Annotated in this window: 14 protein-coding genes and 1 riboswitch; of the genes, 7 read left to right on the top strand and 7 right to left on the bottom strand. The window is 51.7% G+C overall.

From position 1 onward, the window contains the following. Positions 1-120 precede the first annotated feature (120 nt). The 5 genes from ACTL32_RS03935 (at position 121) to ACTL32_RS03955 (ending at position 5,469) form a co-directional block, all read left to right on the top strand. Positions 121-1,518: an alkaline phosphatase gene (locus ACTL32_RS03935; RefSeq protein ID WP_441340231.1), complete on the top strand. Its 1,398-nt coding sequence runs from the start codon at positions 121-123 to the stop codon at positions 1,516-1,518. A gap of 12 nt (positions 1,519-1,530) precedes the next feature. Then, positions 1,531-2,172, top strand: a complete 642-nt coding sequence (locus ACTL32_RS03940) for a DUF4352 domain-containing protein (protein WP_441340232.1) — start codon at positions 1,531-1,533, stop codon at positions 2,170-2,172. Between the two features lie 324 nt (positions 2,173-2,496). After that, on the top strand, positions 2,497-3,930 hold the full coding sequence (locus ACTL32_RS03945) for a carbon starvation CstA family protein (RefSeq protein ID WP_441340233.1): 1,434 nt from the start codon (positions 2,497-2,499) through the stop codon (positions 3,928-3,930). Between the two features lie 182 nt (positions 3,931-4,112). Then, a complete protein-coding gene (locus ACTL32_RS03950; protein ID WP_441340234.1) occupies positions 4,113-4,463 on the top strand; it encodes a PadR family transcriptional regulator in 351 nt (116 codons plus the stop codon). After that, entirely contained in the window at positions 4,450-5,469 is a 1,020-nt protein-coding gene (locus ACTL32_RS03955) for an HAAS signaling domain-containing protein (RefSeq protein ID WP_441340235.1), read from the top strand. Before ACTL32_RS03950 ends, ACTL32_RS03955 begins: the two co-directional genes overlap by 14 nt. A gap of 89 nt (positions 5,470-5,558) precedes the next feature. On the opposite strand, the gene ACTL32_RS03960 is transcribed toward ACTL32_RS03955, so the two are convergent. Next, entirely contained in the window at positions 5,559-5,939 is a 381-nt protein-coding gene (locus ACTL32_RS03960) for a VOC family protein (protein ID WP_441340236.1), read from the bottom strand. Positions 5,940-6,230: 291 nt separating this feature from the next. Here ACTL32_RS03960 and proB point away from each other — a divergent pair, with 291 nt between their 5' ends. Together proB and ACTL32_RS03970 are read left to right on the top strand one after the other, a co-directional pair. Beyond that, entirely contained in the window at positions 6,231-7,352 is a 1,122-nt protein-coding gene (gene proB, locus ACTL32_RS03965; protein WP_441340237.1) for a glutamate 5-kinase, read from the top strand. A gap of 3 nt (positions 7,353-7,355) precedes the next feature. Beyond that, positions 7,356-8,624: a glutamate-5-semialdehyde dehydrogenase gene (locus ACTL32_RS03970; RefSeq protein ID WP_441340238.1), complete on the top strand. Its 1,269-nt coding sequence runs from the start codon at positions 7,356-7,358 to the stop codon at positions 8,622-8,624. Positions 8,625-8,664: 40 nt separating this feature from the next. Here ACTL32_RS03970 and ACTL32_RS03975 read toward each other — a convergent pair whose 3' ends face one another. The 6 genes from ACTL32_RS03975 to mtnW form a co-directional block, all read right to left on the bottom strand. Then, positions 8,665-9,072 (bottom strand): DUF4395 domain-containing protein, encoded by a 408-nt coding sequence (locus ACTL32_RS03975; RefSeq protein ID WP_441340239.1) that lies wholly within the window; start codon positions 9,070-9,072, stop codon positions 8,665-8,667. Between the two features lie 553 nt (positions 9,073-9,625). Then, entirely contained in the window at positions 9,626-9,805 is a 180-nt protein-coding gene (locus tag ACTL32_RS03980; RefSeq protein ID WP_441340240.1) for a hypothetical protein, read from the bottom strand. Between the two features lie 114 nt (positions 9,806-9,919). After that, positions 9,920-10,456 carry a 1,2-dihydroxy-3-keto-5-methylthiopentene dioxygenase gene (locus tag ACTL32_RS03985; RefSeq protein WP_204893265.1) on the bottom strand — a complete coding sequence of 179 codons (537 nt, stop codon included), beginning with the start codon at positions 10,454-10,456 and terminating at the stop codon, positions 9,920-9,922. Positions 10,457-10,472: 16 nt separating this feature from the next. Then, the gene (locus ACTL32_RS03990) at positions 10,473-11,090 is read right to left on the bottom strand and encodes a methylthioribulose 1-phosphate dehydratase (protein WP_441340241.1); all 618 of its coding nucleotides are present in this window, start codon (positions 11,088-11,090) and stop codon (positions 10,473-10,475) included. Next, a complete protein-coding gene (locus ACTL32_RS03995; RefSeq protein ID WP_441340242.1) occupies positions 11,087-11,752 on the bottom strand; it encodes a 2-hydroxy-3-keto-5-methylthiopentenyl-1-phosphate phosphatase in 666 nt (221 codons plus the stop codon). Before ACTL32_RS03995 ends, ACTL32_RS03990 begins: the two co-directional genes overlap by 4 nt. A 5-nt stretch (positions 11,753-11,757) precedes the next feature. Further along, entirely contained in the window at positions 11,758-12,972 is a 1,215-nt protein-coding gene (mtnW, locus tag ACTL32_RS04000) for a 2,3-diketo-5-methylthiopentyl-1-phosphate enolase (protein WP_441340243.1), read from the bottom strand. Between the two features lie 347 nt (positions 12,973-13,319). Continuing rightward, positions 13,320-13,426, bottom strand: a riboswitch (SAM riboswitch). Between the last annotated feature and the right edge of the window lie 30 nt (positions 13,427-13,456).

Here is a 13,456-nt window from a genome sequence, read left to right on the forward strand (position 1 = left end):
CTGCTCAGTGCAGACGGTTTTTATATTGCAATAATTTACAAAATCCAAACATTGCTGTGATTTTCCGTTAACAACCGCCCCGTATACTGGCGTAGGAAATAAAAAATTGGAGGCGGAAAAATGATCAGCAAACCATTCACGAAAAAAGTTCTTCCATTCGTCATTGCATCAGCCGTGGCACTTACAGGAATCGCATCGTCTGTACCGAGTGCAGAAGCGCAGGCACCTGGGAAAAGCCAAGGGAAAGCGCACCAGCAAGGAAAAGTGAAAAACGTCATTTTCCTGATCGGGGACGGCATGGGGACTTCTTATACATCGGCTTATCGCTATATGCAGGATGATGCCGGAACGAAAGGTGCTGAAGTCACTGCTTTAGACTCGTACCTTGTGGGCCAGCAGATGACGTATCCGGAAGACCCGCATCAAAACGTCACGGATTCAGCTTCTGCAGCCACTGCCATGTCCGCGGGCATCAAAACGTACAATAACGCAATCGCCGTCGACAACGACGAAAGCGAAGTGAAGACGGTGCTTGAAGCAGCCAAGGAAAAAGGCAAAGCGACCGGCCTTGTCGCCACTTCCGAAATCACCCATGCGACACCGGCTTCATTCGGGGCGCATGACATCGCGCGCAAAAACATGAATGCCATTGCGGATGACTATTACGATGAATTGATTACCGGCCAGCATAAAGTGGACGTTTTGCTTGGCGGAGGCACAAACTTGTTTGAGCGCAAAGACCGTAACCTAACGGAAGAGTTCAAGGAAGATGGCTACAGCTATGTAACAGACCGCAAATCCCTTCTTGAAAACGACGATGAGCAAGTGCTGGGTCTGTTCGCGCCGGCCGGCTTGCCGAAAATGATCGACCGCGAAGACACGGTTCCGTCTCTTGAAGACATGACCTCTTCGGCGATTGATCGCCTGAACAAAGACAAAGACGGGTTTTTCCTGATGATTGAAGGGAGCCAAGTTGACTGGGCGGGGCATGACAACGACATCGTCGGCGCCATGAGCGAAATGGAAGATTTCGAGAAGGCATTTGCGGCGGCGATCGAATTCGCCAAGAAAGACAAAAACACCCTAGTTGTTGCAACGGCTGACCATTCAACCGGCGGCTTCTCGATCGGAGCAGACGGTATCTACAACTGGTTCGGCGAGCCGATCAAAGCAGCGAAACGTACGCCTGACTTCATGGCCCAGCAGATTGTCGACGGCGCAGGCGTTGAAGAAACACTTTCCGAGTTCATTGACCTTGAATTGAGGAGCGCAGAAATCAGCGGAGTGAAAACAGCGGCAGAAACAAAGGATCTCACAAAGATCGACAACGCCATCGAAGAGATTTTCAATGAGCGCACACACACCGGCTGGACGACAGGCGGACATACCGGCGAGGACGTGCCGGTCTATGCATTCGGACCTTCGAGCGGAGAATTTGCAGGCCAAATGGAGAATACCGACCATGCGAAAATCATTTTCGATCTATTGAAAGCCAAAGTGGAAATCAACGATAAATAAGGGAGCGGAGTTATGAAAAAGCAGAGCATGTACATCTTCCTGGCTTCGGCATTGCTGCTTGCAGGATGTTCCGGCAAGGAAACAACTTCATCTGCCGTTTCCGCCGGCAGCCTGAGCGAACCTCCGGCTTATTACGAAGGATACGCCGAGAGCCCTCAGGTGACAGGGGATCAGGCGCTATTGGCGGAAGGCGACACGGTGCGTGACGACAAAGGTGAACTGGCACTCGAAGGAATCAATCTGGAAGGGGAGACGCTGACCATCGGCGAGATCGAATTGACGGTGCGGGAAGCGAAAAACCTTCGGTACAAACCTTCTTACGGATTGATCGACTTTTTCCACTCCTACACACATGACACGGAATTTAATTTGGTGAAGCTGTTCGTGGAAATCAAGAACATAGGCGATGAACCGCTCCGGTTTGCGCCGGTCGCTCTCCTGGAGACGAGCGCAGGGGAGACCAAACTGTGGGAAGATGATGTTTACTTGGAAGAACTGAACGGAGAGATTGCGCCGGGTGAAACGAAAAAAGGAAATCTAGGCTTTATCGTTGAAAAAACCGGCATTGAATCGGTCCTCATTACCACGAGCGATTTGTTCAACGAAGACGGAGAAGTCATTGTACCCGCTCAGCAGATCAATATGGATTTTTAGGCAGCACTTCAGCGCCGGCTCTCTTCAGGAGAGCCGGCGTTTTTCATTTGAAAGAACATGCAAAATACTATTCAAATTAAAGGCCAACTGCTGATATAAATTATCTTGAATTAAAAATAAATATATTAAAATATTTTAATTTAAAATAATCTTTCTTTTCTTGTAGGTACATTTTCCTTTTCACAGTTGAATTTTGAGCCAGTGACAGGGTAGATTTAATTAAATGTGTAAGAAAATATAGTTTTTTCAAAATATTATATTTATAATTCTTTTATTAGTGTTATTATTCTAATAACATAGAACAGTACATAGGAGGCGTAACGGATGATCACTTTTTTTGGAGCACTTTTATTTTTGATTGTGGGGTATGTATTTTATTCGAAATTTATTGAAAAAGTATTCGGGGTGGACGACAATACACCGACGCCTGCTTATACGAAAAGGGACAATCTTGATTTTATGCCGATGAGCTGGTGGAAAGGCAACTTGATCCAGCTATTGAACATTGCCGGGCTTGGTCCGATCTACGGCGCGGTAGCCGGTGCTTTGTACGGGCCGGTCGCGTTTGTCTGGATCGTTGTCGGTTCTATCTTTGCTGGAGCTGTGCATGACTATTTCTCCGGCATGATGTCGATGCGCCACGGCGGAGCTCAATTCCCGACGCTTGTCGGCCGCTATCTTGGCAAGCACATGAAACTGTTCATCAACGGCTTGTCGCTTGTGCTGATGCTGCTGGTGGCAGCGGCATTCACAGCAGGTCCGGCACAGCTGATTTCCCAAATCTCACCGATCAGCTTTACGGTGGCGCTGGGGCTGATTTTCTTCTACTTCATCCTGGCGACCATCCTGCCGATCAACCGCATCATCGGCCGCATCTATCCGCTGCTTGGCGGCATCTTATTGTTTATGGCAATCGCCGTAGCGGTCGCGCTTGTATTCTCCGGCAAGCCGATGCCAAACTTAACGTTCTCGAACTTGCATCCCGGTGAACTTCCGATTTGGCCGCTGTTGATGGTCACCATCTCCTGTGGAGCGATTTCAGGTTTTCACTGCACGCAAAGCCCGATTGTCGCCTGTACGATGAAAAAAGAAACCGACGGCCGCAAGATCTTTTACGGGGCGATGATCATCGAAGGGGTAATCGCTTTGATCTGGGCAGCTGCGGGCATGACATTCTTCAGCGGCACCGAAGGCTTGGCAGCAGCGCTTGCTGCGGGCGGACCTTCAGGCGTCGTCAACGAAATCTCCATCTCGCTTCTTGGCACATTGGGCGGAATCCTGGCTATTTTCGGCGTCATCATCCTGCCAATCACCACGGGCGACACAGCACTGCGCTCATCCCGAATGATTGTGACGGATATCCTGTCCAAGTTCATGGATATGAAAGGCAAATGGAAAATCCTTTTGGTGACAATTCCATTGGGCATCCCGACCTTCTACATGGCAACCATTGACTATACATTCCTTTGGAGATATGTCGGCTGGACCAATCAAGTCGTGGCGACCGTCATGCTGTGGACGGCAACCGTCTATTTGCTCAGAAACTTCAAATTCCATTGGATCGCCGGAATTCCGGCAAGCTTCATGACCGGCGTGGTTTCCACCTATATCTTCTATGCGCCGGAAGGGCTGAACATGGACTACCAGCTGTCGATGATCATCGGTTCGTGCATCACGTTGGTTGTCCTGCTGTGGTACGCTGCGCAAATCATCAAATACAGAAGTTTGAAAGCAAGCGATTCCGAATACGCAGCATAATGAAGGGGCTTGGATCTTATCCAAGCCTCTTTTTTTATGCCTTTATTCCATATTTCGCGTTGACGGAATATACTAACAAAAGATTTTTTAATTATCAGATTTCTATTGTTGGAGAAAATCAAAAGGTGTATGATGAAGGCAAAGATAGTGTACGACACATAGTATAAAAAGGGGATGGCGAAATGGACGATCCGCTCTTCAGCAGCTTATCGACGGAACTGCGCAGAGGCACGCTCACGCTTGCTGTTTTGAGCCAGCTGCGGCACCCGCAATACGGCTACTCGCTCGTGCAATTGCTGGAAAGCCATGGCATTGCCATCGAGCAGAGTACACTTTATCCGCTGCTGCGCCGCCTGGAAAAACAAGGGTTGGTCACAAGCAGCTGGGAAACACCGGAAAGCAGGGCACGGAAATATTATGTACTGAGTGAACACGGAAAATGGACATTCGGACAGCTGAAAAAGGAATGGGAGAAAACGTACGAAGGGCTCCGCACTTTAATGGAAGGAGAGGTTGGCAATGAACCTGATTGACCTCTATATCGGCGAAGTGACCCGCAGGCTTCCCGAAAAGAACAGGGCGGACATTGCTTTGGAGCTGCATTCTGCAATCGAAGACATGCTGCCCGAAAATCCTTCGGAAGAGGAGGTCAAAGCGGCTCTGGCAGAAATGGGGGACCCGGCTGTCCTGGCCAGCGGCTATAACGACCGTCCCATGCACCTGATCGGCCCGCGCTATTTTGAAATGTACCTCAGCCTTTTGAAGCTGATTGTGCCCATCGCTGTGATGGTGACGCTCATCGTGCTGGTCATTACGACCATCTTCTCAAATGCGAGAGATGCAACAGTCGGGGATGCAGCAGCTTCGTTGGTCGGAGATGCCATATCAGCCGCCATCGCCACCGCGGTCCAGGTCTTTGCATGGTTGACGCTGGTATTTGCCGTGATTGAACGCTTCGACCGGTCGGCATCGCAAAAGCCGCTGACAGCCGCCAGCAAAGAATGGACGCCGGACGACTTGAAGGAGGTCGCCCATGTCCCGAAAGAAAAAATGATTTCCAAGTACGAAATCATAGGCGCATTGATCTGGACCGCGATCTGGTCAGCGGGCTACTTCTATGCGGACCGGCTGGTCGGCATCTACATGGACAGAGGGGATGGCCTTGAGCTCACCGCACCGGCGTTCAACCAGGAAGTACTGTTGTCGTATTGGCCGCTGGTCGTCCTGGCGATCATCCTGCAAATCGTGTTGGCCGCCTACAAATGGCGGGAAGGCCAGTGGACCCAAAGGGTGGCAATACTCAACGCCGTAGTCCAAGCCGTCTATGTCGGTACGATTATCCTAATTTTCACGAATCCGAACCTGATCAACCAGGGCTTTTTGGATGAAATGGTTGCAGTTTTCGGCGGCATTTCCGGCTTGAACTGGATTATCGGAAGCATCCTGCTGATTGCCGTCATCGCCGCCGTTTCCGATTCCTACCAAGGCTTCAGAAGAGCACGCATCCCTTCGGAAAATAGGGTGGAGAGAGCGGTTTGAGAAGCCGCTGTTTTACCGGTTCCCAATAAAAACACAATAAAAGGCATGGTCCGGTGGAATTCCGGATCATGCCTTTTAACTCGCTTTTCTTAAGAAGCTTCGATTTCGCTCATCAATGCGTGGGTATTGCCCTGGGTATCGGTGAAAAACGCCATCCACGTCTCAATCTGCCCCATCTTGGCCACTCGATGCGGTTCATCGATAAACCGCACCCCTTTATGCTTCAATTCCGCAAATGCCTCGTGAATCGCCGCCACCTGAAAATACAGGATGGAGCTCGAATGGGCAAACTCCTCTTTTTCTGGCAAGCTCAATAGCAACCGGATCCCTCCGCAATCGAAAAATGCCAGTGTGCCGGTGTTGAAAAGGAGCGGCAGTTCCAATACGTTTTCATAAAATTCCACTGCCTGTTCCAGGTCTTTCACCGGAACCGCTACTTGTCCGATTTTTTGAATCATCCTTGCTTCCATCTTCATTCCTCTCCGAATATGAAACTGCTGGCTGCACTTCGTTTGCTCGATTTACAAACAATTCTTTCTAAATAAAAATATAGCATGTTTTTCCAGAAAGTGGAACTGTGCAGGGGAACCGAGGCTACACCACTAAATCGAAAGAGAAGAATGAATATTTATTCTATAAAAAGATTAAATAGGAGCTTTTTAATAGTTTTTATTGATTAAAAATTCTAAATGATGCATAATAATTCTATTATAAATTTTCACAAGTGCCTCGGGCAATAAAAAAATAGGTGGTGGCCAGTAGTGAAGAAGAAAAGGATTGTCGTAAAAATTGGCAGCAGTTCATTGACCAATACAAACGGCGGGCTTTGCATCGAAAAACTCCAGGAACACGTGGAAGCCCTGGCGCATTTGAAAGGAGAGGGCCATGAAGTGGTCCTCGTCTCTTCCGGAGCGGTCGCGGCCGGGTTCAGCGACCTAGGCTACTCGGCCCGTCCGGTAAGCATTGTTGGAAAACAGGCGGCAGCGGCGATCGGGCAGGGGCAATTGCTGCATGCCTATGCCCAGGAATTCAAGAAGCATGGCATTGTGTCCGCGCAATTGTTGCTGACGCGACAAAACCTCCTCGAGAAAGACCTCTACCAGAATGCCGGGGCGGCGCTCGGGGAGCTGCTGAAACGTGGCGCCCTGCCGATCATCAATGAAAATGATTCCGTGTCGGTCGAAGGGCTGACGTTTGGGGACAACGACATGCTGTCGGCGCTTGTCTGCGGGCTCGCGCATGCACAGATGCTCATCATCCTCACCGATATCAACGGCATATACGATAAAAATCCGCGCGCCCATTCGGACGCTTCACGCATCGATTTCCTGCCAGGGATTTCCGATAAGATGGTCGAGGAAACTTCGAGCGAAGGTTCGATTGTCGGCACGGGCGGCATGAAGTCGAAAGTGGAAGCTGCCCAGACTGCGCTCGCGCTCGGGACCCCTGTTTTTATCGGGACGGGCGCAGGGAAAGACAAGCTTACAAAAATTGTGGCAGGAAAAGGGGACGGAACTTACATCGGCGACGACCCTCAGGCGACAGTGAAGAATTCCAAGCAATGGCTTGCCCTGCATTCGGTTCCGCACGGGAAGATCGGAGTGGACGACGGGGCGGCACTCGCCATCTCGCAGCATGGCAAGAGCCTACTTCCGGTCGGCATCACGGAAATCAGCGGCCGGTTCACGGCAGCGGACGTCGTGGAAGTAGTTAACCCGGCCGGCGAAGTGATCGGGCGCGGCCAGGTGAACTTCTCGTCCGATGAACTCCATGAAATCAAAGGCTTGTGCAGCAACGAAGCCCGGGTCATCACCAAAACCGGGAAGCGACAAGTGGTCATCCACCGCAATCAATGGTTCAGCCATACAGGAAAGGGGAGATGAACGATGAGTGAACTTCTTGAAACGGTCCAAACAAGCGACTTGGTTGCAAAAGCGCAAGGAGCCAAAGCGGCAGCCGGGGTGATGGCACAGGTGTCGACCGCCCAGAAAGACGGTGCGCTGAAAAAGATTTCAGAACAGCTTTTAAAAGAACAGGATTTTATTTTGGAGGAAAACAGGAAAGACATCGAAGCGGGCAAGCAGGCGGGCATGAACGAGTCGCTGGTGGACCGCCTGAAACTCGACGAGGCGCGCATCGCCGATATGGCGTCCGCACTTTTCCAACTGACCGAATTGCAGGATCCAATCGGCGAAAAACTCGAGGAGTGGGAGCGGCCGAACGGCTTGAAGATGGAGAAGATCCGTGTGCCGCTCGGGGTCATCGGCATGATCTATGAAGCGCGGCCGAACGTTACCGTCGATGCGTCCAGCCTATGCTTGAAAACTGGCAATGCGGTGGTGCTTCGCGGCAGCTCGACCGCCATCCATTCGAATAAAGCCCTTGTGCAAGTGATCCACAACGCCTTGGAGGGAAGCGGGCTGCCGAAAGAAGCTGTGCAATTGGTTGAAGACACGAGCCGGGAGACGGCAGCGCAAATGTTCAAGCTGAACGATTATCTGGACGTGCTGATCCCGAGGGGCGGCGCAAAGCTGATCCAGACGGTTGTCGCAAACGCTACAGTGCCTGTCCTTGAAACCGGCGCCGGCAATTGCCATGTCTTTATCGACGAATCGGCGAACCCGTCCATGGCCATCCGAATCGCTTTGAATGCCAAAGTGCAGCGGCCGTCGGTGTGCAATTCCTGCGAAACGGTCCTTGTCCACGCAGCGTGGGCCGAAAAGCATTTGGGCGAGCTCGTCCTCGCGCTCCAGGAAAACGGTGTGCAGATTCACGGCGATAACACCGTACAACAGTGGAGCGGCGTCGTTCCGGCGACTGAAGAGGATTGGGGAACCGAATACCTGGCTCTTGAAGCCGCGGTCAAAGTCGTAGGTTCTGTAGAGGAAGCGATCGATCATATCAATGCATACGGCACCCAGCATTCCGAAGCGATCATTTCGGAAGATGCCGACAGCATCGGGAAATTCTTCAACCGAGTCGATGCGGCTGCGGTGTACCATAACGCTTCGACCCGCTTCACAGACGGCTTTGAATTCGGGTTCGGCGCCGAAATCGGCATCAGCACCCAAAAGCTCCACGCCCGCGGACCGATGGGGCTGCCGGCACTCACTTCGACCAAATACCTGGTCCATGGAAATGGGCAGACCAAATAGAAGAAAGGCCGGAAGCGAGGGCTTCCGGCCTTTTGTCGATTTAAGCGTTGGCTTTTTGGTGTTTCCACATCATATAACGGTAACGGATCGTGCAGCCGATGCAATAACCCATCAGCGCCACGCCGGAAGCGATCAGGACCATAATGCTGAATGCATAGCCTGCTGCGGTGATGCCGAGCGCAAAGAACAGCAACGACAAGCCGAGGCAGATGGTGGCAATCCACTGATTGAAGAGCTGCTGGTCGCGGTCTTCCTGGATATATTGGTTTGCCGGCTTTTTCAAAAATCGTTTATTGAACTGGATCACGGGATTCTTTTTGGTGATTAATGTATAAGCGCCGACTAAGAACGGCAAAAGCAAAATCGCTTTATGGAAAACAAGGGCAAGGATGACAGAAAGGACAATAAAGGCTTGATTGGATTGCACAAGCGGTTTTGGAATAGACATACAGCAACCTCCTCTGATTATTCATTATTATACCAAGTTGTTTAGTTGGTTTAAAGGAAGTTGCTTGAACTTTAATGTTTCTTAGTTTTCAGGATACGGTGAAGTAGAGATCAGTAATAGACGATATTCCGCAAAACAGCTGTGCTTGCCGCGGGCTCGCGCTGAGCTAACTCGGGCTAAACGCCCGAGTGGATCTCAGCACTTCGCTGTTCCCGCAGGCGTCTCCGCCGTTTTGCTCCATATCTTGGACAGTATTGCTAAAGAGGTGAGCTCATCCGTTTTCAATGAACTATCACAGCGCCGGCGCGTCTACGGGCTAGGCGAAGCTATGAGACGAGTGGTTTTCTCGGCTCATTGTGGGAGCCAAGGTGGTGCCGGGCACTTTCGGCAGCGCCTTTGCGACGAGCTTGCGCAGGAGCAATCGTCTTTGCTCTGCCCAAAGCGCCGAAGCGACATATAAATATGATCTTCATTAATTCACCGTATCCCGATACGCAGCATACAAAAAAAGCAGGTGCCTTTATTGAAAAAGAGGCACCTGCTTTTTGGATGATTACTTGTCCGTGTCTTTTTTGCCTTTCGGCTTGAGCGCGGATGAAGCGCTGAGGGAAATTGCCAGCGCTACGCCGATGATGAAAAACGCGAGATCTTTCTGGACGATGCCGAGAACCAGGAACGGCAGTCCGATGGCGATGCCGGTCCCGAAGTTCAAGCCGGCCGCTTTTTCTTTCATTTTCCTCACATCCCCTCAAAATCCTTGTTCTTAAGGTACGGATAGGCACCGGAAAAGTTCCAGAAAGGAGGCAAACAAAAAGAACCGGCACAAGGGCCGGTCCAGTTCGTTGATTTAAGATTGCACGCCTTCTTCTTCCTGGTAGACCGGCACCCATCCTTCAGTCGTAACAAAGATGCGCACGGCAACCACTTTGCGGTCGTCTGCCAATGTGAAGTAATGCGTGATATTTTCAGGAACGGAGATCAAGTCCCCTGGAGACAGGTGGACTTCGAAAAAGCGCTCGTCTTTTCCTTGGATGATGAAGACGCCGTGCCCGCTTACGATATAGCGAACTTCGTCGTCCGTGTGGATGTGCTTGCGCTGGAAGTTCTTCAGCAGCTCATCGAGTTTTGGATTGGAATCCGACAGGGAAATGATATCTGCTGCCTGGTAGCCGCGGCGTTCGGAAATGTCGTCGATTTCGGCTTTGAATGCTGCCAGGATTTCTTCCTTCTCTTCGTCGCTCAAGTCAAATTTCTCCCGGAGGTGCTCCGGCAATTTGTTGATGTCCCAGTGCTCATAGACGACTTCCTGCTGCTCAAGAAATGCTGCTACTTCGTTTTGCGCTTCGATTGTTTCGTTCGTGCCTTGGATTTTGATGATTGCCATAATGGATCTTCCTCTCTTATTGTGAATGGATTTGGTATAACGCCATTTGGTACTGGAATAAAAACTCGCTGGCTTCAAGCAGTTTCTTCGCTTCAAAGCCGTCCTTGCCCCAGACGGTGATGCCGTGGTTGCGAATCAGCACCGCGCCGCTGTCGGCTTGGATATGCTTTTGGAACTCTTCCGCAAGGTCAGGGATGTGCGCATGGTTCGGGATAATCGGGATTGTCAGGACCGCATCTTCATCCCACAGGCCGAATGCCTTGATGAGCTCGAGGCCTTGGAAATCGATTTTGCCCTGGTCGCCGTAGATTTCTGAAATGACGTTATTGGCGACGGTATGGATGTGCAGGCTGCAGCCGGCGTTCGTCTTGGAATAGACCTCGCAGTGCAGCAGCGTTTCAGCCGACGGCTTCAAAGGTGTGTCGTCCACCGCTTTGCCGGAGGCATCCACCAGCAGGAAATCTTCCGAAGTGCGTTTGCGTTTGTCTTTGCCGCTTGCGGTCACCAGGAATTCGAGCGGTGCGTCCTGGACCTTGATTGCCAGGTTGCCGCTCGTCCCCATGAACCAGTCGCGCAACGCAAGTTCGTCTTTGATGTCTGCAAGTTCCTGCCATCTTGCCTGAAGGGCAGTCATGATTTCACCCCCAGCCGTGCATCGATGATCGACATGACGTCGTGGAAGTTCTCGAACGGTTCATACGGAAGCCCCAGCTCTTCGCATTTCTCGATAAGGAAGTCGCGTGCAATGACGAGATCCGCCCTTTTCGCCGCTTCGAGGTCGGTGATGGAATCACCGATGACGATGCTGTCTGCGCCGCTTTCCAACAGGTTCCGGATGATCGATGGCTTGCAGCATCCGCAGCCCTGGCTCGTGCATTCACTGTCGCATCCATGCGGGAAAGAAATCCGTATCGTGTCGCCGGAAAAATCCGCTTCGTTGCAATAAACGCCGGCAAACGGGCCGAACGGTTCGAGCAGCGGATGGACGAAAAAGTCGATGCCGCCGCTGACGATGTAGAGCGGAATGTCCTGTTCCTTGGCATAGCCCACAAATTCAGCGAAGCCTTCGCGGATTTCCGCCTGTTCGAGCACATAGTCGACGACTTCGTCTTTCTTGTCCGAAGGCAGAAGCGAAAACATTTTCGCCACGCCTTCGCGGATTGATATATTCTGCGCCAGGATGTCGTCCTTGATCGGGCTCCATCCCGGCGGATTGAAATGTTTCATGATGGCGATGATGTTGTCGTTGTTGGTGATCGTGCCATCAAAATCGCAAAAGATGACCGGTTTGTCCATTGCCGTTACCCCCATATGTCCAGTGCTGTTTTTAATTCTTGATGCTGTTCAGAAGCTTCAGCCAGCGTTTTTCCGCCGAGTACGGCGTCGACCGCTTGGCGGAATGCCTTGCCGCCGCCAGCTGCGCCGTACGGATGGCCATGCACGCCGCCTCCGGCATTGATGATGCTGTCGATGCCGAAATCATTGATCAATAGCGGCACGAGGCCGGGATGGATGCCGGCTGATGGAACCGGGAAGCTGCGTTTCAGCGGGCTTTCCTCCACCAAGGCATTGCCGAGTGCAAGCGCCTGCGCTTTTTCAAGTGCAACACTTCCGTAAGGGGAAGGGAACAGCGAGAAGTCGGCGCCGGCGATGCGCGTCAGCTTCCCGAGTGCAAGCGCCGTCGACAGCCCGTAGAACGGGGAAGAGGTAAAAGCGCCGCTGAATGCCGGATGCGCCATGAGCGGCAAGCCGATTTCCGTATCCTCCGCCAGTTCCTGGAGCACATCAAGCCCGTACGCATGGACATTGAACAAAAGGGCGTCCGCGCCGAGTTCGCGCGCTTTTTTCGCTTTGTCACGCAAGCCGGAAGTGCGGCCCGATAAGTTTACCGCGTAAAGCGTGCGGTGGCCGGTTTCTTCAAAGACGGCTTCGAGTACGCTCTTGCCGGTGGTGATCCGCTGGTCGAACGGCGTCAGCGGATTGTCGAAGAGGATCTCGTCGTCTTTCACCAAATCTACGCCACCAAGCGCCTGTTCGCGGAGCTGTGCGGCCATGAAATCCAGGTCGCGGCCGATGACACCTTTGAATATGCTCATGACGAGCGGCCGGTCCGTGACGCCCAGCTTGCTGCGGATGCCTTCGATGCCGAAGCGCGGGCCCGGGAAATGGGCGAGCAGCTCTTCGCTGAATTCGAGGTCCAGAAGCTTCACTTCGCCGTCGAGCGACAATTTGCCGAATACTGTCGTCAGGATCGCCGGCAGGTCCGCTGAGAAGTTGGCGCTCGGATAAGCAATCTTCACTTCGGCTTTTATGGCGTCGGGTTTTAGCGGATGCGGGGCATCCCCGAATTCCTGCACTGATACGACTTGCCCTTTATGGTGCTTTAATTGTTCCTGCTCCAGCAAAGGCAGGTCCGTCCACGATCCGATCGTCAGGCCGAGGGCGATGCCTTCCGCCTTTTTTTCAAATGAACCGGGTTTGCCATAAAGCTGGTACGTTGCTGTCAAAATGCTCACTATATGCACACTCCATTTAAAATCAAGTTTAGGTTTTTAATTTGCACTGCTTTTTTAACACTTTTTAGATATGAAGCAAAACAGCGGAGACGCCTGCGGGACCAGCGAAGTGTCGAGATCCACTCGGGCGTAAAGCTCGAGTTAGCTCGGCGCGAGCCCGCGGCAAAGGCAGGGCGCAATGTGCCCTGTCTTTGCGACGAAGCGCATAGCGCGAAGGAGCAAGCGGTCTTACGAAGCTGTTTTGCGGAATATCGGCAGATATAATAATTAATTCAACAAAATATAAAAAGGTGAAATCGGCATAAAAAAACCTCTTCAAACAAGAAGAGGTTAAGGGCGTTAACGACTTCTTATTTCTCAGCCGCGAAATCGCGCTGCAAGAATTAGCACCGTGTCCACTGGACCGGTTGCCGGGTATCATAGGGCTTGTCCCTCCACCTGCTCTGAATAAGAAAGTATTCAATTGGTTTTTGAAAGAGTAAAT

Source organism: Planococcus sp. FY231025 (assembly GCF_052078085.1).
GTDB lineage: Bacteria > Bacillota > Bacilli > Bacillales_A > Planococcaceae > Planococcus.

What these genes read in the sequence shown, in the direction of transcription:
- ACTL32_RS03935 (WP_441340231.1), top strand. Translation starts at nt 121, where the DNA reads ATGATCAGCAAACCATTCACGAAAAAAGTTCTTCCATTCGTCATTGCA.
- ACTL32_RS03940 (WP_441340232.1), top strand. Translation starts at nt 1,531, where the DNA reads ATGAAAAAGCAGAGCATGTACATCTTCCTGGCTTCGGCATTGCTGCTT.
- ACTL32_RS03945 (WP_441340233.1), top strand. Translation starts at nt 2,497, where the DNA reads ATGATCACTTTTTTTGGAGCACTTTTATTTTTGATTGTGGGGTATGTA.
- ACTL32_RS03950 (WP_441340234.1), top strand. Translation starts at nt 4,113, where the DNA reads ATGGACGATCCGCTCTTCAGCAGCTTATCGACGGAACTGCGCAGAGGC.
- ACTL32_RS03955 (WP_441340235.1), top strand. Translation starts at nt 4,450, where the DNA reads ATGAACCTGATTGACCTCTATATCGGCGAAGTGACCCGCAGGCTTCCC.
- ACTL32_RS03960 (WP_441340236.1), bottom strand. Translation starts at nt 5,939, where the DNA reads ATGGAAGCAAGGATGATTCAAAAAATCGGACAAGTAGCGGTTCCGGTG.
- ACTL32_RS03970 (WP_441340238.1), top strand. Translation starts at nt 7,356, where the DNA reads ATGAGTGAACTTCTTGAAACGGTCCAAACAAGCGACTTGGTTGCAAAA.
- ACTL32_RS03975 (WP_441340239.1), bottom strand. Translation starts at nt 9,072, where the DNA reads ATGTCTATTCCAAAACCGCTTGTGCAATCCAATCAAGCCTTTATTGTC.
- ACTL32_RS03980 (WP_441340240.1), bottom strand. Translation starts at nt 9,805, where the DNA reads ATGAAAGAAAAAGCGGCCGGCTTGAACTTCGGGACCGGCATCGCCATC.
- ACTL32_RS03985 (WP_204893265.1), bottom strand. Translation starts at nt 10,456, where the DNA reads ATGGCAATCATCAAAATCCAAGGCACGAACGAAACAATCGAAGCGCAA.
- ACTL32_RS03990 (WP_441340241.1), bottom strand. Translation starts at nt 11,090, where the DNA reads ATGACTGCCCTTCAGGCAAGATGGCAGGAACTTGCAGACATCAAAGAC.
- ACTL32_RS03995 (WP_441340242.1), bottom strand. Translation starts at nt 11,752, where the DNA reads ATGGACAAACCGGTCATCTTTTGCGATTTTGATGGCACGATCACCAAC.